Annotated in this window: 26 protein-coding genes, 1 tRNA gene and 1 pseudogene; 24 read left to right on the forward strand and 4 right to left on the reverse strand. The window is 69.3% G+C overall.

Annotation, left to right across the window (positions count from 1 at the left end; translation table 11 throughout):
* The first annotated feature begins 291 nt into the window (after positions 1-291).
* Positions 292-840, forward strand: a complete 549-nt coding sequence (locus Q3W68_RS05135) for an HD domain-containing protein (RefSeq protein WP_302904320.1) — start codon at positions 292-294, stop codon at positions 838-840.
* On the opposite strand, the gene Q3W68_RS05140 is transcribed toward Q3W68_RS05135, so the two are convergent.
* A complete protein-coding gene (locus Q3W68_RS05140; protein ID WP_302904321.1) occupies positions 837-1,304 on the reverse strand; it encodes an NUDIX domain-containing protein in 468 nt (155 codons plus the stop codon). The two genes, Q3W68_RS05135 and Q3W68_RS05140, sit on opposite strands and share 4 nt — an antisense overlap.
* Positions 1,305-1,307: 3 nt before the next feature.
* Positions 1,308-2,051 carry a DUF5919 domain-containing protein gene (locus tag Q3W68_RS05145; protein ID WP_302904322.1) on the reverse strand — a complete coding sequence of 248 codons (744 nt, stop codon included), beginning with the start codon at positions 2,049-2,051 and terminating at the stop codon, positions 1,308-1,310.
* 162 nt (positions 2,052-2,213) lie between these two features.
* Here Q3W68_RS05145 and Q3W68_RS05150 point away from each other — a divergent pair, with 162 nt between their 5' ends.
* The 13 genes from Q3W68_RS05150 to Q3W68_RS05210 all read left to right on the forward strand — a co-directional run bounded on the left by Q3W68_RS05150 (position 2,214) and on the right by Q3W68_RS05210 (position 10,977).
* The gene (locus tag Q3W68_RS05150) at positions 2,214-2,531 is read left to right on the forward strand and encodes a hypothetical protein (protein WP_151010791.1); all 318 of its coding nucleotides are present in this window, start codon (positions 2,214-2,216) and stop codon (positions 2,529-2,531) included.
* 296 nt (positions 2,532-2,827) lie between these two features.
* On the forward strand, positions 2,828-3,715 hold the full coding sequence (locus Q3W68_RS05155; protein ID WP_302904323.1) for a hypothetical protein: 888 nt from the start codon (positions 2,828-2,830) through the stop codon (positions 3,713-3,715).
* An 85-nt stretch (positions 3,716-3,800) separates the two neighbouring features.
* Positions 3,801-4,676, forward strand: a complete 876-nt coding sequence (locus tag Q3W68_RS05160) for an FtsK/SpoIIIE domain-containing protein (RefSeq protein ID WP_302904324.1) — start codon at positions 3,801-3,803, stop codon at positions 4,674-4,676.
* Positions 4,673-4,882, forward strand: a complete 210-nt coding sequence (locus Q3W68_RS05165) for a hypothetical protein (protein ID WP_151010795.1) — start codon at positions 4,673-4,675, stop codon at positions 4,880-4,882. Before Q3W68_RS05160 ends, Q3W68_RS05165 begins: the two co-directional genes overlap by 4 nt.
* A gap of 85 nt (positions 4,883-4,967) precedes the next feature.
* Entirely contained in the window at positions 4,968-5,414 is a 447-nt protein-coding gene (locus Q3W68_RS05170; protein WP_302904325.1) for a hypothetical protein, read from the forward strand.
* On the forward strand, positions 5,411-5,713 hold the full coding sequence (locus Q3W68_RS05175) for a hypothetical protein (protein ID WP_302904326.1): 303 nt from the start codon (positions 5,411-5,413) through the stop codon (positions 5,711-5,713). The genes Q3W68_RS05170 and Q3W68_RS05175 overlap by 4 nt, the downstream gene beginning before the upstream one ends.
* Positions 5,714-5,718: 5 nt before the next feature.
* The gene (locus tag Q3W68_RS05180) at positions 5,719-6,114 is read left to right on the forward strand and encodes an RRQRL motif-containing zinc-binding protein (RefSeq protein ID WP_302904959.1); all 396 of its coding nucleotides are present in this window, start codon (positions 5,719-5,721) and stop codon (positions 6,112-6,114) included.
* Between the two features lie 70 nt (positions 6,115-6,184).
* Complete coding sequence (locus tag Q3W68_RS05185) at positions 6,185-6,481, forward strand: hypothetical protein (protein WP_302904327.1); 297 nt, start codon at positions 6,185-6,187, stop codon at positions 6,479-6,481.
* Positions 6,468-7,280, forward strand: a complete 813-nt coding sequence (locus tag Q3W68_RS05190; protein WP_302904328.1) for a DUF2637 domain-containing protein — start codon at positions 6,468-6,470, stop codon at positions 7,278-7,280. The genes Q3W68_RS05185 and Q3W68_RS05190 overlap by 14 nt, the downstream gene beginning before the upstream one ends.
* Positions 7,277-7,576: a hypothetical protein gene (locus tag Q3W68_RS05195; RefSeq protein WP_302904329.1), complete on the forward strand. Its 300-nt coding sequence runs from the start codon at positions 7,277-7,279 to the stop codon at positions 7,574-7,576. Before Q3W68_RS05190 ends, Q3W68_RS05195 begins: the two co-directional genes overlap by 4 nt.
* A complete protein-coding gene (locus tag Q3W68_RS05200; RefSeq protein ID WP_302904330.1) occupies positions 7,576-9,354 on the forward strand; it encodes a replication initiator in 1,779 nt (592 codons plus the stop codon). The genes Q3W68_RS05195 and Q3W68_RS05200 overlap by 1 nt, the downstream gene beginning before the upstream one ends.
* Positions 9,355-9,379: 25 nt before the next feature.
* Positions 9,380-9,568, forward strand: coding sequence for an AlpA family transcriptional regulator (locus Q3W68_RS05205; RefSeq protein ID WP_030504500.1), 189 nt, complete (start codon positions 9,380-9,382; stop codon positions 9,566-9,568).
* Positions 9,565-10,977 (forward strand): tyrosine-type recombinase/integrase, encoded by a 1,413-nt coding sequence (locus Q3W68_RS05210; protein ID WP_302904331.1) that lies wholly within the window; start codon positions 9,565-9,567, stop codon positions 10,975-10,977. The genes Q3W68_RS05205 and Q3W68_RS05210 overlap by 4 nt, the downstream gene beginning before the upstream one ends.
* A 187-nt stretch (positions 10,978-11,164) precedes the next feature.
* Here the strand turns inward: Q3W68_RS05210 and Q3W68_RS05215 are convergent.
* A tRNA-Arg gene (locus tag Q3W68_RS05215) sits at positions 11,165-11,237 on the reverse strand.
* 844 nt (positions 11,238-12,081) lie between these two features.
* Between Q3W68_RS05215 and Q3W68_RS05220 the strand changes: the two genes are divergently transcribed.
* The 4 genes from Q3W68_RS05220 to Q3W68_RS05235 all read left to right on the forward strand — a co-directional run bounded on the left by Q3W68_RS05220 (position 12,082) and on the right by Q3W68_RS05235 (position 14,298).
* Positions 12,082-12,339, forward strand: coding sequence for a hypothetical protein (locus Q3W68_RS05220; RefSeq protein WP_302904332.1), 258 nt, complete (start codon positions 12,082-12,084; stop codon positions 12,337-12,339).
* Between the two features lie 304 nt (positions 12,340-12,643).
* Positions 12,644-13,258, forward strand: coding sequence for a hypothetical protein (locus Q3W68_RS05225; protein WP_302904333.1), 615 nt, complete (start codon positions 12,644-12,646; stop codon positions 13,256-13,258).
* Complete coding sequence (locus Q3W68_RS05230) at positions 13,255-13,665, forward strand: phage holin family protein (RefSeq protein ID WP_302904334.1); 411 nt, start codon at positions 13,255-13,257, stop codon at positions 13,663-13,665. The genes Q3W68_RS05225 and Q3W68_RS05230 overlap by 4 nt, the downstream gene beginning before the upstream one ends.
* A 21-nt stretch (positions 13,666-13,686) precedes the next feature.
* Entirely contained in the window at positions 13,687-14,298 is a 612-nt protein-coding gene (locus Q3W68_RS05235) for a DUF3618 domain-containing protein (protein ID WP_302904335.1), read from the forward strand.
* A 346-nt stretch (positions 14,299-14,644) separates the two neighbouring features.
* Here Q3W68_RS05235 and Q3W68_RS05240 read toward each other — a convergent pair whose 3' ends face one another.
* Positions 14,645-16,066: an FAD-dependent oxidoreductase gene (locus Q3W68_RS05240; protein ID WP_302904336.1), complete on the reverse strand. Its 1,422-nt coding sequence runs from the start codon at positions 16,064-16,066 to the stop codon at positions 14,645-14,647.
* A 191-nt stretch (positions 16,067-16,257) separates the two neighbouring features.
* Between Q3W68_RS05240 and Q3W68_RS05245 the strand changes: the two genes are divergently transcribed.
* The 6 genes and pseudogenes from Q3W68_RS05245 to Q3W68_RS05270 all read left to right on the forward strand — a co-directional run bounded on the left by Q3W68_RS05245 (position 16,258) and on the right by Q3W68_RS05270 (position 20,716).
* Positions 16,258-16,632, forward strand: a complete 375-nt coding sequence (locus Q3W68_RS05245; RefSeq protein WP_302904337.1) for a metalloregulator ArsR/SmtB family transcription factor — start codon at positions 16,258-16,260, stop codon at positions 16,630-16,632.
* An 89-nt stretch (positions 16,633-16,721) separates the two neighbouring features.
* Entirely contained in the window at positions 16,722-17,030 is a 309-nt protein-coding gene (locus Q3W68_RS05250) for a helix-turn-helix transcriptional regulator (protein WP_302904338.1), read from the forward strand.
* Entirely contained in the window at positions 17,027-18,112 is a 1,086-nt protein-coding gene (arsB, locus tag Q3W68_RS05255; protein WP_302904339.1) for an ACR3 family arsenite efflux transporter, read from the forward strand. Before Q3W68_RS05250 ends, arsB begins: the two co-directional genes overlap by 4 nt.
* Positions 18,113-18,167: 55 nt before the next feature.
* A complete protein-coding gene (locus tag Q3W68_RS05260) occupies positions 18,168-18,575 on the forward strand; it encodes an arsenate reductase ArsC (RefSeq protein WP_302904340.1) in 408 nt (135 codons plus the stop codon).
* A gap of 195 nt (positions 18,576-18,770) precedes the next feature.
* Positions 18,771-20,270: pseudogene (locus Q3W68_RS05265) on the forward strand (SulP family inorganic anion transporter).
* A gap of 65 nt (positions 20,271-20,335) precedes the next feature.
* The gene (locus Q3W68_RS05270) at positions 20,336-20,716 is read left to right on the forward strand and encodes a MerR family transcriptional regulator (RefSeq protein ID WP_302904960.1); all 381 of its coding nucleotides are present in this window, start codon (positions 20,336-20,338) and stop codon (positions 20,714-20,716) included.
* Positions 20,717-21,094 lie beyond the last annotated feature (378 nt).

A 21,094-nucleotide genomic window follows, 5' to 3' on the forward strand; every position in this document is an offset into this window, starting at 1 on the left:
GGGCTTGTGGCCGCGCGGCCCGGCCGGCTGCCGGCCCACCCCTCACCGGTCAACGGTCTGTCGTTCCGCTGCGGCCCGCTCGGGCTTCCCGCTTTCCGCGTCAGCCGCCGGGCGTTCGGCGTGGTCCGGCCCTGGCGCAACGCAGAGGGGCCGGGCCACGCGCCCTGGCGGCGGCGCGTGCGGCCCGCTTGTCGGGCCGCCTTGAAGACGTACAGAAACTTTGCACCACATCGCCGGCAGCTGGCCGGACAGGCGGTTTTGGTGAGCCGTGGCCGGCGCTATCGTCTGTACATGTCGCTCGTCTCGTGGGCCTACGAGGTCTCTCGCCAGAACCTTTCAGGCACGCTGCCTCGCCGGTGGGCTCACGTTCAGGGTGTTGCCCTAAAGGCCCGGACTCTTACTGCGGCTGTCGGTGACGACGGACCTTTGTTGGAGGCAGCCGCGATTCTTCACGATGTCGGCTACGCGCCTCACCTAGCTACGACAGGCTTTCATCCGCTGGATGGTGCGATCTATCTTCGAGACTTGGACGCACCCGATCGCCTGGTCCACCTGGTAGCGCATCACTCCTGTGCTGTTAGGGAGGCTCGTCTACGTGGGCTTGACAGAGAGCTAGCTGCCTTCCACGACGAAGAAGGTCCGGTGAGAGATGCGCTTTGGATGTGCGACCTCACCACGACCCCCGACGGAGAGCCTACGGACTTTGCGAGCAGAGTTGCCGAGATTAAGAAGCGGTATGGTCCCGGCGACCTGGTTACGGCCTTCATCGACAGCGCCCAGCAGGACCTAGCCGACGCGATATCAAGAACAAGCAGCCGGCTCCAAGCCGTGGCCGGCTAGCCAAGGTACGGCGCGGCGTCCTTCAAGCCGTGTCGGATTCGAAGGAGCATGGACGGGTGGATAGGAAGCATCTCGATGGCCTCCGGCTCGACCCACTTCACCTCTGGCGATTCGTCACTGGTTCGTAGCGCGCCGCCGATTGGCCGGGCACGAAAGCAGATCGCAAACTCCTGCCGCACCTCGCCGTTGTCGTATGCGATGACATGCCCCGGGTCGGAGTAGATACCGGAAACGCCGGTTAGCTCGACGCGCAGCCCTGTTTCTTCCTCGACTTCTCGTCTGGCTGCTTGTGCCGTCGACTCTCCCAGATCTTGCGCTCCTCCTGGCAGAGCCCAGAGGCGGTTGTCAGAGCGCCGGATGAGGAGTACGCGGCCGACGTCATCTTGTACGAAGACAGTCACAGCTACCACCAGTGAGTTGGCTCGCGGCGCTCGCGGATCGTTGAGGTAGTCGGTCTTTGGCATTTGCTAGAGCCCGCCTTCTGGTGGCATCGACGACTCCCAGACTGCCTCGAAGCTAGCGGCGTAGGTATCGAAGAGGCCGTAGGTTGCAGTCTTCCGTAGGTGCATCGCCGGCGCCATGGGCGCTGTCTTGCCGTAGACATGCGGGTTGACGATCATTTCCCTATCGAAACGGTAGATCGAGTTGTAGAGGACAGTTGAGTGCCTTCTCACCTCGACCCCTGCCACGCCGCGCAGCGGTCGGAAGAAGGCGTTGGCGTGGTCGATCTTCGCCGAGATCGTCTCGCGTCCGATTCCCTCCTCGATGCTTCGTTGTTTTACGGCGCTACTGTCTCGGTCACCTAGCAGGATTCGGATCCTTGCGCCGGCGTTTGCCTTCCCACGAAGGCGGTCCAACAGATCAGGCTTCTCCGTGAGGAACATCCCGACGTAAACAAGAATGCCGACGTCCTCCGTTGCCTCATCCAAGAGTCTGTCCCAGAGGTTGGGGGGGACCGCTCCGCGAGTCGGGTAGAACTGCACCATCCCCGCCGAGTTCGATGTGTCGTCAGCGGCTCTTCGGGCTCCTGGCCACAGGAACTCTTCGTCTTCCTTCAGCCGCTTCGCGATTTTGAAGCGAGTACGAGGGTGCGGGACTCTGCCGCCGAGCCAGCGACTGACGGTTTTGACGTCGCACTCTGTGAACAGTGCCAGCTCGGCGAGAGATATCCGGGAGCGCTCAAGAGCGTCTCGCAATCGCTCGTTTGCCATCGTCGCTCCTCACGGCGGGGACGTTTCTATCACTGTAAACGTCCCAAGCGTCCCCGTAAAGCCGTTCCGACGTCACCTCCTTCGATGTCTCCTTGAGGTGCGAGCAAAGCCGCACAAGAGCAGTCGTCCACTGGGGACGCGCTCAACTACAGGAGGTCTGTTGTGAAGCTGTACGTGGACACCACGAGCAAGCAGGTGACGGCGTCGAAGGACCCGGAGCCGAAGAACGACCAGAACGGCAACCAGAAGTCCGAGAAGAACACGGGCCGGCTGATGTGGTCCACCCAGGTCTTCGTGCTCGACGAGACGGGCGGGGAGGTCATCACCATCACCACGGCGGGTGAGAAGCCGAACGTGAAGGTGGGCGACTTCCTGGCGGTCGAGCAGTTGGAGGCCATCCCGTGGGCGACCAACGGGCGTAACGGCGTCGCGTTCCGGGCGGTGTCCCTGAAGCCGAAGAACGGTTCCGCGGCCAAGTAGGTCACTTCGCACGACGTGCTGTGTGTGCCACTGGTGTCCGTGGCCACCGCGCAAGCGGCCTGATGGTCCGCTGAACCCATCTCGAAGACGGTTCCGGGAGTGTTCCTGACTCCTACATTCCCGGTCCGGTCACCACCTGGCAGTGGTGACAACCCCAAGGAAATGGCCCGGGGTCGGTACTGACTCCTACATCTGCCGACCCCGGTGCCGCCACTCATCCGACCCAACTGGCATTGGGAGGACTCGTCGTGTCCAAGTCTAGCCCTCGCCGCTTTGGCGGCAAGTCAACCGGAACGGTGACGGTCATCGAGGCCAAGGTTCACCGTTCCTCCGCGCGTAACGCCCGCATGGCGTTCATCCTCACCGCCGTCATCGTCGGCGTCCTGTCGGCCGTGGTGGCCGCCGCCTACTGGCACCCGATCGTGGCCCTGTTCGTCGGTGCCCTGATCGGCGTTCCGGCCGGCGGCCTCGTGTGGCTGCTCGTGCGGGTGTGGCCGGTGATCCGGCTGCTGTGGTGGTGGACCCCGGAAACCCTGCTGAGTGCCGGGCTGCTGACCGGCTGGGTGCAGCTGGCCAACCACACCTCGACCGTGGTGACCCTGATCGTGGTCGCCCTGGTCGTCGGCGTTCCGGCCGCCATCGGCCCGGTCCGCCGCCAGGTCAAGGCGTGGGGATGGTGCCTGGTGGTGCGCCACCGGCTGCGCGTGTGCTTCGCGCAGTTCATCATCGCCAACCAGTCCGGCTCGCTGCCGCTGATCCTGTGGGCTCGTCCCACGCCGGTCGGTGAGCGGGTCTGGGTGTACCTGCGCCCGGGCCTGTCGGCCAAGGACCTGGAATCGCGGCTCGACAAGATCGCCGTGACCTGCCACGCCTCCACCGTGCTCATCGAGCGGGCCGGGGAGAGCAACGCCGCGTACCTGCGGTTCGACATCAAGCGCCGCGAGGTGCTCAACGCCCGGGTGGGCTCCCCGCTGGTCGACGCCATCGACCGCAACGCGCCCGTGTCGGCGTCGCCGCTGACGGTGCCCACCGCCCTGGACCTGCCGGACGTCGACACCCCGACGATCACCCTTCCGACCCAGGGCAAGCCGGCGCGCAAGCCGGCCACGACCGCCAACGGCAGCAAGCCCGCGGCTTCCTCCGCGTCGTCCCTGCCGGACGACGACACCGCCGACTGGATCTGACTCCAACCCACCTCGGACGCGGGGAGCCATTACCGGCTCGCTCGTGTGGCTTCCCGCGCCCACATCGCCCCGGGAGGGCACTCTCATGACCACCTCGACCCCCGCTCCCGCTGCTGCGGTGCCGGTGGGTGCTGGCCTGTCGATGTTCGACCCGGTGTTCATCGGGATCGACGAGTTCGGTCAGCCCGTCTACCTCGACGTCGTCTATCACAACCTCCTTGCTGCCGGTGAGCCCGGCGGCGGGAAGTCCGGCCTGGTCAACAACATCTGCGGCCACGGCGTCCTGTGCGACAACACCCGCCTCGTGCTGTTCGACGCCAAGCTCGTCGAACTCGGCCCCTGGCGCGACCTGGCCGACGCGTTCATCGGTCCCGACATCGATCAGGGCATCGACGTGCTGCGCCGCCTGCTGGTCGTGGCCACCAACCGCTACACCTGGCTGCTCGCCAACCGGCGCCGCAAGCTCGCCGAGGGCGACGGCATGTCGGTCATCCTCACCGTCATCGACGAACTCGCCATGTTCTCCACGGTGCTCGGCACCAAAGCCCAGCAGGAAGAGTTCTCCACCCTGCTGCGCGGCCTCGTCTCGTTGGGCCGCGCCTGCGGCATGCCGGTGGTCGCCGCGACGCAGCGACCGTCGTGGGACATCATCCCCGCCAGCCTGCGGGACCTGTTCGGCTACCGGGCCGCGTTCCGGTGCACCTCGCTGAACAGCTCGAACATCATCCTCGGCCAGGGCTGGGCCGAGCAGGGCTACACCGCCTCCGACATCGCCCCCACCAACCAGGGCGCGGCCTACCTCCTGGCCGAGGGCGGCGTTCCCCGCCGCATCAAGGCGGCCTACCTCACCGACACCGACATCTACAACATCGCCGACTACGCCGCCTGGACCCGCCGCCGGCAGCCCCTTCCCACCGTGATCCCCGACCTGAGCCGGGTCGACCTGAGGGAGGCGGCGTGACCACCCGCGAGCACGCCTACGCGCGTGCCAACAACCAGCGGGCCGCCCAGTTCACCGAACTGTGGATCGTCGGGCGTCCCGAGGACATCGCCGCCATGGTCCAGGTCGCCTCGGCCAGCGGCCGACTCGTCTACCTGTCCGCCCCGCGCTCGATGGGCGGCGACGACACCCGCCAGCGCCGCTACCTGCGGCTGCGCACCACCTGAATCGGCCGACAGGACCGGATCGGCCTCGCAAGCACACCGGTCCTGCCGGCCACCCACCAAGCCCATCTGAAAGGACGTGGCTGCCATGAAGGCTACCCAACACCCGACCACCGGAGTCCAGGTCACACCCGCTGACCTGCTCCGGATGGCTGCCCTCTACCTGCGCCGGCACGGCTGGCACCAGGGCACCTACTACAACAACCTGTTCCCCGCCGACTTCCTCACCCCGCCGGCCTGCGCCGCCGGGGCCATCGGCATCGCCAGCGCCGGCCACCGCGTCGAGCACTTCTCCCAGCTCGACCCCGACACCCTCGCCGACTACCTCGCCGCCATGGCCACGTTCGTCGACTACCTCGACAACTTCGCGCCGGTCTTCCACATCGACGAAGACGGCTACCTCCTCGACGAACACACCTCCCCCTACTCCTGGAACGACGACCCGGCCCGCACCGCCGAGCAGGTCATCACCGCCCTCAACGCGGCTGCCGACGAGTGGGACCGCCTCCACACCCAGGAAGGCGGGAACCGATGACCACCGTCAAGAAGCCCTTGACGCCGCGCATCCCGTCGCAGCGTCGCCGGGACGTCGTCGAGAACGACGAGTTCGCCGCGTTCGCCCGGCGCATCATCCGCGCCCACGGCCGCCGCGTCGCCGCCGGCGACGTCGAAGCACTCCGCGACCTGGCCGCCCTGTCGGCCAACATCGACGAAGCCATCGGAGAGGCCGTGGTCGGCCTTCGCGCCTTCGGCTACTCCTGGTCCGAGATCGGCACCCGGCTCGGCATCTCCAAGCAAGCCGCCCAACAGCGATGGGGCGGTGAGAAGCCGTGACCGACGTGCGCAGCAGCGACCTCGACGCCCTGGCCGAGCGCACTGGCATCCGGGTCGAGTTCTACGACCCGGACGGCACCCGCTACGGGTTCCCCACCTTCCCTTACCACGCCGCCCCGGACGGCCTGGCCACCGTGCGGCAGCTCCGCGCCGCCGGCCTTCGCCCCAACGGGCAGAACCCGATCGCGCAGATCTACTGGCGGCACCGCAAACAGCGCCGGGTCGCCTACCTCTACCGCCTCGACCTGGCCGCGCCCAAGCGCACCGCCACCCCCGCCCAGCGAACCGCTATCGCCAAGGCGCTTCGCGCCCGTCGCACCTGCCGTCACTGCGGCGTCGTGCAGCCCTACTACATCCCCCGCCGTACCGGCTCCTGCCTCGACTGCACCGGAGGCCACTGATGGCTGTCCTGATCACGTTCGCCGTCGTCCTGCTCATCGGCATCGCCATGGCCTACATGGGAGGCGTGCGATGAGTTTCCAGCTTTCTGACCCGTGCCTGTGGTGCATCGAGGGCAGCAGCCCCGCCGGCATCCACGACATCCTCGGCCCGGCCTACAAGCCCTGCCCCGTCTGCCTCGGGGTCTGCGCCCTGTGCGAGGGCGACGGACTGTTCCCCGCCGACTTCACCTGCCTGCCCTGCTTCCGGCAGCAGCTCGCCGCCCAGGGCCTGGCCCCGATCATGTGCGCCCACTGCTCCGGCGTGGTCGACCTCATCCCCCTCGACAGCATCCCGGCACCGGAGGTGACTCCCCATGTCGAGCACTGACCCGAACACCTTCACCCAGGAGTTCGCCGCCGAGTACGCCCGCAACGCCGTACCCGCCATGCTCAAGGCGATCGGCTCCATCAAGCGCTACAACCGCTTCGTTCTGCTCGGTGCACTGCTGACCAGCTACCTGCACCAAGCCCACTACCTCTGGACCCAGAACGCCGGCTACTTCGCCTACCTCGTCCCGCTGATCTTCGACGCCGCCATGGTGTCGATGCTGACCGTCGTCCGCACCTCCGGCATCGCCAAGGACGCCAAGCGCGGAGCACTCGTCGTGTTCGCCTGCGCCGCGCTGCTGTCGGCAACCATCAACTTCGCTTCCCCCGGCAGCCTCGGCCTACGCCTGGTCTTCGCCCTGGTCGTCGTCCTCGTCATCGGTGTGGAACTCGTCGCCGGACGCATCCGCCCCGACTTCGCCGCCATCGAAGCCGAAGCCGCCGCCCTGCTCACCGCCGCCCGCAACCTGACGGCCACCCCCGAGCAGCCAACCGAACCGCCGGACACCACCGCGCCGGCCGTCGACACCACCGCCGTCGTCGACACCCCGCCGGCCGTCATCGAGGCACCCGCGCTCACCCCGATCCCGGCCGCCCGGCCGGAGATCCCCGCGCACCTGGTGCCCACCGCCCGCTTCGCCATCCGCCAGCACGAGCAGACCAACGGCCGACCCATCACCGCCGACGAACTCGCCGCCCTGCTCACCGTCACCCCCGGTATCGCCCGGGAACTGCTGCACTCCATCAACGGCCACAACACGGCCGTGAACGGCACCCCCGTCGCCGGTGGTGCCCGATGACCATCTACGTCGTCGACATCCAGCACTTCACTCACACCTGCCCGGCCTGGCCGGACGAGCCGCATCCCTACGACACCCGACGCACCATCGTCGACATCACCCCCGGCGGACCCTGCCGGACCCCGGTCACCATCCGCTGCGGCCAGGTGACCACCACCATTGCGTGCCACCGACACGAGCCGGCCGACCGCCAGTGCGGCGCCTGCCGGCTCATCGTCACCACCCGACGCATCACCGAGGTCTTCATGGGCCACTACGGCCCCGACAACACTCGTCCCCGCAAGGACGCCGCCTGATGGCGTCGACGCTGGACCTCACCCCCCGCGCTTCGGCCCGGGGGGTGGGCTCGAACGCCGACCCCACCGCCACCATCTACGGCTACACCGCCGCCGGCTCCGCCTTCCAACGCGCGACCCAGCCGGACTACTTCGGCTGGATCGAACACGTCCGCGCCGCCGCCGGCTGCACCCGCCCCATCCGGCTCGCGGGCAGCCTCTACACCGTCGAACCCGCCACCGGCCGGATCCTCGACTCCCGGCACACCGACGCCATGCCCGACGCCGCCATCTACAAGGCGTGCGGCAACCGCCGTGCCACCGTCTGCCCCGCCTGCGCCCAGACCTACCAGCGCGACGCCTTCCAACTCCTGCGCGCCGGCCTCGTCGGCGGCAAAGGCGTACCCGAGACGGTGTCGCGGCACCCGGCCGTGTTTCCGACCTTCACCGCGCCGTCCTTCGGCCCCGTGCACAACCGGTCGGTCAAGAGACACACCTGCGCCAACCGCAAACGCTGCGACTGCCGGCCCGACCCTTGCCATGCTCGCCGCGACGTCGGCGTCTGCGCCCACGGCCGGCCTGCCGTCTGCTGGGCACGCCACGAACCCGACGACACCGCCCTCGGTCAACCGCTCTGCCTGGACTGCTACGACCATGACCACCAGGTCGTGTGGAATCTGTTCGCCGGGAAGCTGTGGCACCGCACCAAGCAAGCCGCGGAGCGCTACCTTGCCCAACTCGCCCGACGCCGCGGCGTCCCTCTGGTGGAGGTGGTCACTCCCTCGGGGAAGGTCCGCAAGGTCCCGCCGGTCCGGTTGTCGCACGGCAAAGCCGCTGAGTTCCAAGCACGCGGCGCGGTCCACTTTCACGCCCTCGTGCGCCTGGACGGCGTCGACCCGCACGACCTCACCGCCGTCGTGCCGCCACCGGCCGGGTTCACTACCGTCGACCTTGACGACGCGATTCGCCACGCCGCAACCCGCGTCGACTACACCACCCCTGAGCATCCCGATCGGCCTGCCGGCTGGCGCATCGTCTGGGGCACCCAGCTCGACATTCGCGCCATCACGCTGAGCGGACGTGGTGAAGTCACTGACAGCATGGTCGCCGGCTACCTTGCCAAGTACGCCACCAAGAGCACCGAGGCCACCGGGCACCGCTCCACCCGTCTGACCGTCGACACCATCGGCGACTACGCCGACCCCGACGGCGACCACATTGCCCGCCTCATCGACGCCTGTTGGCGCATCGGCCGTCCCACCGGCACCCCCGTGCCCATGTCCGAGCGGCCCCGCGACCCACGGCCACGCCCCGGCTTTGTCGACCCCTGGGAGTGCCCCGATTGCGGCACCCACAGCCGCTACTCGGCCTGTCCTGTTTGCGTCGCCGACCGTCAAGCCGCCCTTGACGCCGAACCGTCGAAACCGGCCAGCGGCAACCCGTACACCCGCCTACGGCGGTGGGCGCACATGCTCGGCTTCGGCGGCCACTTCCTCACCAAAGCCCGCCGCTACTCGGTGACCTTCCAACTCCTGCGCGACACCCGCGTCACCTACCGCCGCAGCGAGGACCACGACCAGGGCGCCGGCAAACCCATCCAGGCCGTCGAACACCTCGACGACACCACCCTCATCGTCGGCACCCTCACCTTCGCCGGCGTCGGCTGGCACACCACCGGTGACGCCCTGCTCGCCAACACCGCCGCCGCTCTTGCCCGCGAGCGGCACGCCACCGGCCGCGAGGAAATCGCCCACGAACTCGGCACCACCCCGGCCGGCTCCACGCCGGTCGCCGCTTGACTCGACAGGAGGAAGGACCCCGACCGTGGATGACGACCTGATGACCGTTCCGGAGGTGCTCGCCGCGCTCAACAACGTGTCCCGCCGGACGTTCTACCGGTGGCGTGAACTCGGCATCGCCCCGGCCTGCATCCGGCTTCCCAACGGAGAGCTTCGGATTTCGAGGAAAGACCTCCGGATCTGGCTGGAGCAGCGGCGCGAGGTGGCGGCGTGAAGTCCCATCGCGTCCGTATCTGGGCGATCAAAGCCAACACTGCCGCGCCTGGTGGGTCGAAGAAGGCCAAGCGGTCATACACCGTCCGGTGGGTGGTGGCTGGCCGCGAGAAGTCCCGCACGTTCGTCACCCGGGCCCTGGCCGACAGTTTCCGCTCGGACCTGATGCAGGCGGCCAACCAGGGCGAGGGCTTCGACACGGACACCGGACTACCGGACTCGCTGACGGAAACCCCGGCGGCTACGACCTGGCTGGACTTCGCCAAGAAGTACGTCGACATGAAGTGGGCGGGCGCGGCGGCCAAGTCCCGCGACAGCATGACCGAAGCGCTCGCCGCCGTCACAGCGGCACTCGTCAAGGACGCCGCCGGCCGGCCGCCGGTCGAGCTGCTTCGCCAAGCGCTGCGCAATCACGTGCTGCCGCCGCCAGTTCGTGGCCTGGACATGCCGCCGGACATCGCCGACGCGGTGCGCTGGCTACGCCACGCTTCCCTGCCGCTGCCTGATCTCCGGGAGGCGGGGATCGTTCGGAGTGCTCTCGACGTCCTGGTGGTGAAGCTCGACGGCAAGCCGGCCGCCGCGACCACCGCGCGTCGAAAGCGGTCGGTGTTCTACAACGCGCTTCAGTACGCGGTCGAGCTGGAAGAGTTGGAGTTCAACCCGATCGACAAGCTTCGGGTGCGGTCGCAGCGGAAGAAGATTGCCGAGGTCGTCGATCGCCGGGTGGTCGTCAACCAGCGGCAGGCGTTGGAACTGCTGATCGCTGTCACCTACGTCGGCCAGCGAGGTCGGAGGGCCAAGCGTGGTGAGCGCCTGGTCGCGTTCTTCGCCTGCCTGTACTTCGCCGCGCTCCGTCCGGCAGAGGCGTTGGCGCTACGTGAGCAGGACTGCGACCTACCCGAGAAGGGATGGGGGCGGCTGACGCTGGCCAAGAGTCGACCCCAGGCGGGCAAGCGGTGGACCGACAGCGGCGAGGTTCACGACGATCGAGGGCTGAAGCATCGAGCCGAGGATGAGCCGCGCAGCGTGCCGATCCCGCCCGCGCTCGTGGCGATCCTGCGCGCACACATCGAGCGGTTCGGGGTCGCCAAGGACGGCCGGCTGTTCCAGAGCGAGCGGGGCAACGTCGTAGCGGCCTCGACGTACTCGCGCATCTGGGATGAGGCGCGTCGACTGGCGTTGGCGCCGCGCCAGGTTGACTCTCCGCTGGCTGGTCGCCCGTACGACCTGCGGCACGCCGCCGTGTCGCTGTGGCTCAACGCCGGTGTGCCGGCGACCGAGGTAGCCGACCGGGCCGGACACTCCGTTGACGTATTGCTGAAGGTCTACGCCAAGTGCATCGACGGCGCGGAGGCCACCGTCAACGACCGGATCTCTGAGGCTCTGACCGGGGTGGCATGGCCCGTATGATGGTCGCCGTTCCGGATCTTGCCCCGATCGTGTCGGCTGACCTGGGTAGATGACTTCAAGGTCATTCCGCGTCTGTTCCGCGACCTACGACAAACGGCGACTTCCGGTGACCTACGGCTGCACACCTGTTCTAATTGAGCGGCGTGTGTATTGCCAGCTCAGATAGCGTTTCTGCTGCGTATCGAGGTGCCCCCGGCAGGATTCGAACCTGCGACACACGGTTTAGGAAACCGATGCTCTATCCCCTGAGCTACGAGGGCGCGAGGGCCCAGTCTAGCGACCGGGGGTTCACCTGGGGTGGCAGGGACTGGCTCACCCTCAGCCACGTTCCCCGAACCGCCGTTGTCCCAGCGCAGGACCACACCCGGAGTCTCCATGTGACTCCGGGTGCGTCGTCGGGCGAGGGCGAGTATGGCTTGGCGATGGTTCTCTCCTTCGGCGTGGAACGAGACGGTGCCGGAGACGTAGTGGACCTCGACCTGCCGCCGCCAGAGCAGGGATAGCAGCAGGGCGGACAGGCCGGTGGCGACGTCGACCGCCCGGCAGACCGGACGGCCGAGTGTCGCCACCTCGGCCATGACTGCAAGCAGGGTGGCTTCGTCGTTGGCGACGCGGCGGGAATAGACCAGTCGGACCCATCCTCGTGTGAGGTAGAGCCAGGCACGGTCGACGCGGAAGAAGTGGCCGGCGCGAATGCCCCATGGGGGTTCCATCCCCCGTCGAGCGTGCCTCGGTCGCACCGGCACGCAATCGCCGCGTTCGGCCTCGGCCGGCCCAGCGGTCGGGTCAGATTGAAGGCGGCGAGGCAGGGCGCCCCAACCTGCGCCGCGCCCGACCGCTGATCCGGCGGTTCTGCGCCGAGCACGACTCGACTATCACGCACCCAGCCTGGGCGGCTCCTGGGCGGAGGCGCTACGCCATCTGCACGACGTCGGATCCCGCGAACCACGAACGGACTCCGCCACGCCAGCCTCCGCAGACGAGGCGCCGAGCGCCTCCGGATCGAACGCTTGCTCCGGTGATTTCCGCCGATTTAGATACGACATGCGCTGTTTGAGTCCGACAATCAGGGCTATGAAGACAGGTCGGATTCAGGGAGTCACCATGGCACGCAAGAGAAGCTCCGTCGGTCGGCGGGCGCTGGCCCTTGCCTTCTCGGCAGGGGCGGTGACCGGCGCGGTGAGCATGCTGACCCTGCGCCGCCGCGGCGGCGACGCGGGCACGTTCGAGGAGGACGTTCGCGGCCCCTTCCGGGAGCATGTCGTCGGGCCGCTGGGCGAGGCCGTTGCCCCGCCCCTCGGCGGGAAAATCAACGCCCCTTCGGGCTCGTCGTCAAGTATGGCGGCGGCCACGCACGGCTGACAGTCGGCACGAGGCGTCGGCGTGGTCGTCCGACGCCGTGGCCGTCTCGCCCTGAGGGAGATGAGGGGCGGCCGGTCGGGTGGCGGTCTGCATCGTTGTCGATCCACACCTGGCCGACCCGCCCGACGTGGCACCCGACCGGTCCTGGACCTCCTGGCCGTACAGCAAACGCACCTGCTGATCAGTGACCGTAACGAGCTGCTGGCCTGCAGGGACAGGAACAGGGCGGGCGAGGTGTGAGGCCGGTTGACCCGGGTAGACGCCCTCACAGAGTTCATGGCGCCCGATCGACGAGGGGGACCGGATGACCAGCGGATCATCACATCCACCGGGCGACAAGGCCGGGCAGGCCCGCGATGCTGCCGTCGGCGTCGGCCGCGACGCGAAGCAAGCCGGTGCCCAACTGTCGCACCAGGCGCTGGACCAGGGCCGTGAGGTGGTTGCCGAAACCAGCCGGCAGGCGCGCAACCTCGTCGAGGAAGCCGCCGCTCAGGCCCGGCAGCAGGCCGAACAACAGCAGCGCCGGGCGGCCGACGGTCTCCGGGCCCTCGGCGGGCAGTTGCGGTCGATGGCCGACGACGGTCACCAGGAGGGCATCGCGGCCGACCTGGTTCGCCGCGGCGCCGACGCCGCCCAGCAGGCGGCCGGATGGCTCGACAACCGCCAGCCCGGCGACCTGCTCGACGAGATTCGCAACTACGGCCGCAGCCATCCAGGAACCTTCCTCGCCGGCGCCGCAGTCGCCGGACTGCTCGCTGGCCGCTTGACCCGCGCGCTCTCCGGCGGGCAGAACGGTTCCTCCAGCCAGCAGCCCGGCCCACCGCAGGAGCATCCCGACGACGCACTGCACGCTCCACCTTCTGCCGGCGCAAGGCCCTACGTCCGGCAAGGGCCGACGGGCCATGAGGTGGGACCATGACCACACCACCGCCGCCCCGGGGTGACGGCGACGACAAGACCCAGCACTCCATCGGCCAACTTCTCGCCGACGCCAGCCGGGATCTGTCCAGCCTCCTACGCCAAGAGGTGCAGCTGGCCAAGGCCGAGCTACGGCAGGAGGCCCGAACCGCGGGCACCGTCGGGGGCATGGCCCTCGCCGCCGCAGTCGCTGCGCTACTGACCTTGCTGTTCCTGTCCCACGCTCTGTGGTGGGGCCTGTCCAACGTCATGGACCAGGGCTGGGCGGCACTGATCGTCGCCGTGCTGTGGGCCGCCGTCGGCATCTTTCTCGCCCTCCGGGCGCGCAAGCAGCTCAGCGCGATTCGCACCCTGCCGAAGACGAAGCAGACCGCCCACGAGATTCCTGACGCCCTGCGGGGCCGCTGAGAAAGCAGGAGGTGGACCGGCATGACCAGCGATCCCGACCAGATCCGCGCCGAGATCGATGCCACCAGAGGTGACTTGAGCAGCAACGTCGACGCCCTGGCCCACAAGGCCAACCCGAAGAGGGCGGTGACCGCGCCGATGAGCAAGGCCCGCGGACGCCTGGGCCGCGCCCTCGACACCATCATGGGAACCACACGGCACGCCCGCGAAACGGGCACCCAACAGGCCTCGGAAGCGGCTCACCACACCGCCGACGCGCTGTCCGCCGCCGGACAACACGCCCGGGCCCTGCCCCAGACATCGAGGCAACACACCCAAGGCAACCCTCTCGCCGCCGGCCTGATCGCCTTCGGAGCGGGACTGCTCGCCTCGTCCCTACTACCGTCCAGCAACACCGAACAGCAGGTAGCCGGACGCCTCAAACAACAAGCCCAAGCACACTCCGGGCCAATCAAGGAACAGGCTGCGGACATCGCCCACCAGGCGCAGGACAACCTGCGCGGGCCCGCGCACCAGGCCACCGACGCCATCAAGAACACCGCCACCAGCGGCGTGGCCGAAGTACGCGACCAGGGCAGCCAAGCTGCTCGGCACCTCAGCGACGAAGCCCGCCACAGCAAGGACGCACTGTAGACCTGCCCAGCGCACGGACCTGGTCCCAGGCACGCCCGCCTGGCCCCATGTGGTCGTGCTCGCCATCGGTCACCCGGTGATCGCGGCCCGGCCGAGGCCGAAGTCGCGCCGCGCGCCACGGCTGATCTTTCGAACCACGCCGCCACCCGGTCACCACGCAACCGGCCCGGGTGGCGTTTCGCGTCGGCGTCCGACTCCATCCGGTCCGGTGCGCGTACGGTGCGGCCGGCAGAAGGCGGAGGCGCGGACGGCGACGTCGTCACCGGCTGTCGTGACGGCGCGACGATGTGCCGACGGCAGTGCCCGCCGACGGCGGGGTCGGCGGGCACTGTCGTGGCGCTGGGCATCAGCTGCCGCAGCAGCCGCCAACCTGGCTGTCGGTGGTTGCGGCGTCGAGCGTGACGAGGGTCAGCGGCGCGGCGAGCAGTCCACCGGTGACGCCCGTGGCCAGCCCGCGTCCCGCCGGTTCGGTTACCGGTGCGGGGCCGCAGCAGGTGTCGGCGGCTGCGGAGTCGGCGGGGTTGCTGTTGCACACCCCGGTCTCCGGGAGGTCGAGCTGGACGTCGCGGGCGGCGGTCCAGTCACCGGCGAGGGCGGCGACAACGGAGCGGACCTGCTCGTAGCCGGTGGCCATGAGGAACGTCGGGGCGCGGCCGTAGCTCTTCATGCCGACGGCGTAGTAGCCGACCTCGGGGTGGGCGAGTTCGTCGACGCCGTGCGGGGGGACGGTGCCGCAGGAGTGCTCGTTGGGGTCGATGAGCGGGGCGAGGGCGCGGGTGGCGCCCATGACCGGGTCGAGGTCCAGGCGCAGTTCGGCGGCGATGCTGTGGTCGGGCCGGAAGCCGGTGGCGGCGACGATGCGGTCGACGGTGATGGATTCGTCGGTGCCGTTGCCGTGCCGCACCACGACGCTCACCCGGTCGTCACCGGTCGCGGCGAGGGCGTGCACGGAGAAGCCGGTGAGCAGCCGGATCCGGCCGGCGTCGACGTGGGCGCGCAGCCGGGAGCCCAGCGCCCCGCGGGCGGGCAGGGCGTCGGCGTCGCCGCCGCCGTAGGTGCGCGCCGGTGAGGTGGTGCGGATCGCCCAGGTGACTTCTGTGCCCGGCGCCTGGGCGGCGAGGTCGGCCAGGGAGAGCAGGGTGTTGGCGGCGGAGTGGCCGGCGCCGACGACGAGGGTGTGGCGGCCGGCGAAGCGGTCGCGGTCGGCGCCGAGCACGTCGGGCAGCGCGTGCTCGATGTACGCGGTGACGTCGGCCTCGCCGAGGGCGGGCAAACCGGAGGCGCCGAGGACGTTCGGGGTGCGCCAGGTGCCGGACGCGTCGATCACCGCGCGGGCGAGCACCTCCTGACCATCGGCGAGGCGGACCAGGAAGGGGGTGGTGTCGCGGCCGGCGGTGCGGAGCCGGTCCAGGCCCAGCCGGCCGATCGCCTCAACCCGGGCGCCGTAGCGCAGGTGCGGCTTGAGCGCCGGCAGTTCGGCGAGGGGTTGAAGGTAGTCGGCGGCCAGTTCGGCGCCGGTGGGCAGGGCGTCGGGGTCGGGGGTGACCCAGCCGGCGTCGTCGAGCAGCCGCCGCGCGGCGGGGTCGATGTTGTAGCGCCACGGGGAGAACACCCGCACGTGGCCCCATTGGCGCACCGCCGCGCCCGCGGTGTCGCCGGCCTCGAGGACGAGGAACGGCAGGGCGCGCTCGTGCAGGTGGGCGGCGGCGGCCAGGCCGACTGGGCCGGCGCCGATCACCACGACCGGAAGGGCGTCCAGGGCGCTCATCAGGCAACTCCTATGCATTGACAACTGTCGAATCAGGTGGGCGGGCGAGGGCCTCGGCGAGCGAGACCGAGAGGGGCCAGGTGACGGCGGGCTCAGGCGGGACACGTGATCCTCCACCCCCGCCACACCTGTCTCGACGTCCATCAAATCAGAGAGTTGCACGGTGATTAGAAGGATGTCAACCTAGAGGCATGTCTAAGCAGTCGGCGCCGCTCGTCACCATCGACCTGAACGCGGCGACCCCCTGCTGCACGCCGTTGACCCAGCGGCCGGTGCCCGCGCAGGCGGCCGGGGCCTTCGCGGCGGCGTTCAAGGCGCTCGGAGACCCGGTCCGCCTGCAGCTGATGTCGATGATCGCCTCCGCCGAGGGCGGCGAGATCTGCGTCTGCGACCTCACGCCGGCGTTCGAGCTGACCGGCCCGACGATCTCCCACCATCTCCGGACTTTGCGCGAGGCCGGCCTGGTGGACGCCGAGCGGCGGGGCACCTGGGTCTACTACCGCGCCCGGCCGGGGATTCTTCGCCAACTGGCGTCCCTGCTCGCCGTCGACCCCACCGCGCCGTAGCAACAACGGCGGCGAGGACGCTCTGGGCCGACGAGGCATCCCGGCACACAGGCGGCGGTCGCAGCCCCGTCATGGATTAACATCATCGTGTGCTGATATCACGCGCAACTGATGTGATCAGGTTGCTGGCCGATCCGCTCCGGGCCCGCATCGTCGATCTGCTCGCGGACGGGCCCGCCTGCACCTGTCACCTGGTCGAGGACACGGGGGCCCGCCAGTCCAACATCTCCAACCACCTGCGCGCCCTGCGGGAAGCCGGGCTGGTCACCGCCGAGCCTCGCGGCCGCTACACCTACTACCGCCTCGATCCGCGAGCGCTCGACGAAGCCGCCCACCACCTGAGCGACCTCGCTCGGCGCGCACAGGCCAGCACCGACAACCCACGAGAATGTCCATGAGCACCGCCACCAGGGCCGATCACGCCGCGCCGGTGGGGGCACGCCTGTCACGCCTCGACCGCTTCCTGCCGGTCTGGATCGGCCTGGCCATGGCCGCCGGCCTGCTGCTCGGCCGGATCGTTCCCGGGCTGGACGCCGCCCTCGACGCCGTCAAGATCGGCGGCATCTCCCTCCCCATCGCCCTCGGCCTACTGATCATGATGTATCCGGTGCTGGCCAAGGTCCGCTACGACCGCCTCGACACCGTCACCGGCGACCGGCGCCTACTGATCTCGTCGCTGATCCTCAACTGGATCCTCGGCCCCGCCCTCATGTTCGCCCTGGCCTGGACGTTCCTGGCCGACCAGCCGGAGTACCGCACCGGCCTGATCATCGTCGGCCTGGCCCGCTGCATCGCCATGGTGATCATCTGGAACGACCTCGCCTGCGGCGACCGGGAGGCCGCCGCAGTCCTCGTCGCCCTCAACTCCGTGTTCCAGGTAGTGGCCTTCGGCCTGCTCGGCTGGTTCTACCTGTCGGTGCTGCCCGGCTGGCTGGGACTCGACGGCGCCGCGCTGCAGGTGTCCGGCTGGGCCATCGCCGGCAACGTACTCGTCTTCCTCGGCATCCCCCTGCTCGCCGGCTATCTCTCCCGCCGCCTCGGCGAGCGGACCAAGGGCCGCGACTGGTACGAGCAGCGGTTCCTGCCCAAGGTCGGACCGGTCGCCCTGTACGGGCTGCTGTTCACCATCGTCGTCCTCTTCGCCCTGCAGGGCGAAGCCATCACCGACCGGCCGGTGGACGTCGCCCGCATCGCCCTGCCGCTGCTGGCCTACTTCGCCCTCATGTGGGCCGGGTCCTACCTGCTGGGCCGGGCCATCGGCCTGAACTACGAACGCACCACCACTCTGGCCTTCACCGCGGCGGGCAACAACTTCGAGTTGGCCATCGCGGTCGCGATCGGCACGTTCGGCGTCACCTCCGGCCAGGCCCTCGCGGGAGTCGTCGGCCCCCTGATCGAGGTGCCCGTCCTCGTCGGCCTGGTCTATGTCTCGCTGTGGGCCCGCCGCCGACTGTTCCCCATCCCGGCGTCAAGAGCATGAGGTGCCTCGACTGCGGCGCGACCGCGCGGCAACCATCTGAATCCTGGAGACCATCGTGAGCGACAAGCCCAGCGTCCTCTTCGTCTGCGTGCACAACGCCGGCCGTTCCCAGATGGCCGCCGGCTGGCTGCGCCACCTCGCCGGCGACACGGTGGAGGTTCGCTCCGCCGGCTCCGCGCCCGCCGGGACCGTCAACCCCGCCGCCGTCGAGGCCATGCGCGAGGTCGGCATCGACATCACCGACCAGACCCCCAAGCTCCTCGAGTACGAGACGGCAGAGTCGTCCGACGTGATCGTCACCATGGGCTGCGGTGACGCGTGCCCCGTCTTCCCGGGTAAGCGCTACGAGGACTGGAAGCTCGACGACCCCGCCGGCAAGGGCGTCGACGCCGTCCGCCCGATCCGCGACGAGATCCGTACCCGGGTGGAGAAGCTCCTCACCGAGCTACGCCCCACCACCTGACACGCCTGACGCCGCCCGCGTCGACCTCACCGCGCCCCGGGGAGCGGAACCCGAAGCAGCGCGGTGATGATCACCACGTCCGACCAACCCTCCTCTGACGAGAGAGTAGGTTCGGTGGCTGCCGTCGAGGCTGCGCCTCTGATTCGGCGCCGGAAACTGTGCGCGTCCACGGGACGCCTGAGTGGAAATGAATACATGCCTTCTGAGCTGTCCGCAGTCGTCCGGCCCCGCCTGTCCCGTCCGTCCTGGCTGTCCCCGAAGGTGTTCCGCACCGAGGTCCTCGCCGGCCTGGTCGTCGCCCTGGCGTTGATCCCGGAGGCGATCTCGTTCTCGATCCTGGCCGGAGTCGACCCCCGGGTGGGCTTGTTCGCCTCGTTCACGATGGCGGTCACGATCGCGATCTGCGGGGGCCGGCCGGCCATGATCTCCGCCGCCACCGGAGCGATCGCCCTCGTGGTGGCGCCACTGGCGTAGGAGCACGGGCTCGACTACCTGATCGCGGCGGTGATCCTCGGTGGCGCGATCCAGGTGCTGCTCGCGGTGCTCGGGGTGGCGAAGCTGATGCGGTTCATCCCGCGCAGCGTCATGGTCGGCTTCGTCAACGCCCTGGCGATTCTCATCTTCGCCGCGCAGGTGCCGCACCTGCTCGGGGTGCCGTGGCTGGTCTACCCCCTCGTCGCCGTCGCTCTGGCGATCATGGTCGGGCTGCCCCGGCTCACCCGCGCCGTCCCGGCGCCGCTGGTGGCGATCGTGATGCTGACCCTGGTCACCGTCCTCGCCGGCGTGGGGGTACCGACCGTCGGCGACCAAGGCGCCCTGCCGGACAGCCTGCCCACCCTCGGCCTGCCACAGATCCCCTGGACGACGGACACCCTCACCCTGATCGCCCCGTACGCCCTGGGGATCGCGCTGGTCGGGCTGATGGAGTCGCTGATGACCGCCAAGCTGGTCGACGACATCACCGACACCCCCTCCAGCAAGACCCGCGAATCCTGGGGCCAGGGCGTGGCCAACATCGTCACCGGGTTCTTCGGCGGGATGGGCGGCTGCGCCATGATCGGCCAGACGATGATCAACGTGAAGGCGTCCGGCGCCCGTACCCGGCTCTCGACGTTCCTGGCCGGTGTGTTCCTGCTGGTCCTGGTCGTGACGCTCGGTGACGTGGTCGCGGTGATCCCGATGGCTGCCCTGGTCGCCGTGATGATCATCGTCGCGGTGTCGACGTTCGACTGGCACTCCATCGCCCCGGCCACCCTCAAGCGGATGCCGTACGGCGAGACGATCGTCATGCTGGCCACCGTCGCGACCACCCTGGCCACCCACAACCTGGCCATCGGCGTCGTCGTCGGTGTGCTCACCGCCATGGTGATCTTCGCGCGCCGGGTGGCCCACCTGGTCGAGGTCACCAGCGTGCTCGACCCGGACAGCACCACCCGGATCTACTCCGTGCACGGTGAGCTGTTCTTCGCCTCCAGCAACGACCTCGTCGGCCAGTTCGACTACGCGCGCGACCCCGACACGGTGGTCATCGACATGACCCACGCCCACGTCTGGGACGCCTCCTCCGTCGCCGCCCTCGACGCCGTCACCACCAAGTACGCCGCCCGCGGCAAGACCGTCGAGATCATCGAGCTGAACAAGCCAAGCGCCCGCATCCACGACACGCTCGCCGGCCGGCTCGGCGTCGGCCACTGATGGCCGCCACCAGCCGGGACGCCGGGCCGGAGCAACACGGCTGCGGCCCGGCCACCGGCCGTCTCATGCAGATCGGCGAAGCCGCCGAACGGGTCGGTCTCAGCATTCGCACCATCCGCCACTACGAGGAAGCCGGCCTGATCGTCCCGTCCGCGCGCAGCGAGGGCGGGTTCCGCCTCTACACCGGGCCCGACCTCGACCGCCTCGCCGTCGTCAAACGCATGAAACCCCTCGGGTTCACCCTCGACGAGATGCGCGACCTGCTGGCCGTCCTCGACGCACTCGACACCGCCACCGGCGCCGACCGCGCCGAATTGCTCGACCGGCTCGGCATGTTCCATGCCGCCGCCACCACTCGCGTCACCGCCCTCCGTGACCAACTCGCGACGGCCGAGGGCTTCGCCGCCACGCTACGGAACAAACTCGACCACCGCCCTGCAGGCTGAGCACCGCTGCCGCCTCAATCAACCTCTCGGCCGAGATCTGATCCTCGCGTACGCCGCCGAGTCCTCCGACGTAATCGTCACCATGGGCTGCGGCGACGTCCCGCCCGATCCGGGACGACATCCGCGCCACAGCAGCACGGGTGCCCCTCCCGACGGGGGTCCGCACGACTGCCGACCAGACTTCCCGGCGCGCCCCCGGATCCCGGCGATCAACGACAGTCGGTATCCGGGCGCGATGTCCGGGCTTGGATCGTCGACGCCGGCGACGTCGGCACGGCCCACCGGTTGCTGGCGTGCGCCCTGGTGACGTCCCGCGCCACCGTCGCGTGTCGCTGCGCGGATCCCGCGTCCGCAGCAGGTGGGGCGTCGTCGCCGTCG

The organism is Micromonospora sp. C28ISP2-4 (assembly GCF_030519385.1).
GTDB classification, from domain to species: domain Bacteria; phylum Actinomycetota; class Actinomycetes; order Mycobacteriales; family Micromonosporaceae; genus Micromonospora; species Micromonospora tulbaghiae.

What these genes read in the sequence shown, in the direction of transcription:
- Q3W68_RS05135 (WP_302904320.1), top strand. Translation starts at nt 292, where the DNA reads ATGTCGCTCGTCTCGTGGGCCTACGAGGTCTCTCGCCAGAACCTTTCA.
- Q3W68_RS05140 (WP_302904321.1), bottom strand. Translation starts at nt 1,304, where the DNA reads ATGCCAAAGACCGACTACCTCAACGATCCGCGAGCGCCGCGAGCCAAC.
- Q3W68_RS05145 (WP_302904322.1), bottom strand. Translation starts at nt 2,051, where the DNA reads ATGGCAAACGAGCGATTGCGAGACGCTCTTGAGCGCTCCCGGATATCT.
- Q3W68_RS05160 (WP_302904324.1), top strand. Translation starts at nt 3,801, where the DNA reads ATGACCACCTCGACCCCCGCTCCCGCTGCTGCGGTGCCGGTGGGTGCT.
- Q3W68_RS05170 (WP_302904325.1), top strand. Translation starts at nt 4,968, where the DNA reads ATGAAGGCTACCCAACACCCGACCACCGGAGTCCAGGTCACACCCGCT.
- Q3W68_RS05175 (WP_302904326.1), top strand. Translation starts at nt 5,411, where the DNA reads ATGACCACCGTCAAGAAGCCCTTGACGCCGCGCATCCCGTCGCAGCGT.
- Q3W68_RS05185 (WP_302904327.1), top strand. Translation starts at nt 6,185, where the DNA reads ATGAGTTTCCAGCTTTCTGACCCGTGCCTGTGGTGCATCGAGGGCAGC.
- Q3W68_RS05190 (WP_302904328.1), top strand. Translation starts at nt 6,468, where the DNA reads ATGTCGAGCACTGACCCGAACACCTTCACCCAGGAGTTCGCCGCCGAG.
- Q3W68_RS05195 (WP_302904329.1), top strand. Translation starts at nt 7,277, where the DNA reads ATGACCATCTACGTCGTCGACATCCAGCACTTCACTCACACCTGCCCG.
- Q3W68_RS05200 (WP_302904330.1), top strand. Translation starts at nt 7,576, where the DNA reads ATGGCGTCGACGCTGGACCTCACCCCCCGCGCTTCGGCCCGGGGGGTG.
- Q3W68_RS05220 (WP_302904332.1), top strand. Translation starts at nt 12,082, where the DNA reads ATGGCACGCAAGAGAAGCTCCGTCGGTCGGCGGGCGCTGGCCCTTGCC.
- Q3W68_RS05225 (WP_302904333.1), top strand. Translation starts at nt 12,644, where the DNA reads ATGACCAGCGGATCATCACATCCACCGGGCGACAAGGCCGGGCAGGCC.
- Q3W68_RS05230 (WP_302904334.1), top strand. Translation starts at nt 13,255, where the DNA reads ATGACCACACCACCGCCGCCCCGGGGTGACGGCGACGACAAGACCCAG.
- Q3W68_RS05235 (WP_302904335.1), top strand. Translation starts at nt 13,687, where the DNA reads ATGACCAGCGATCCCGACCAGATCCGCGCCGAGATCGATGCCACCAGA.
- Q3W68_RS05240 (WP_302904336.1), bottom strand. Translation starts at nt 16,066, where the DNA reads ATGAGCGCCCTGGACGCCCTTCCGGTCGTGGTGATCGGCGCCGGCCCA.
- Q3W68_RS05245 (WP_302904337.1), top strand. Translation starts at nt 16,258, where the DNA reads ATGTCTAAGCAGTCGGCGCCGCTCGTCACCATCGACCTGAACGCGGCG.
- arsB (WP_302904339.1), top strand. Translation starts at nt 17,027, where the DNA reads ATGAGCACCGCCACCAGGGCCGATCACGCCGCGCCGGTGGGGGCACGC.
- Q3W68_RS05270 (WP_302904960.1), top strand. Translation starts at nt 20,336, where the DNA reads ATGCAGATCGGCGAAGCCGCCGAACGGGTCGGTCTCAGCATTCGCACC.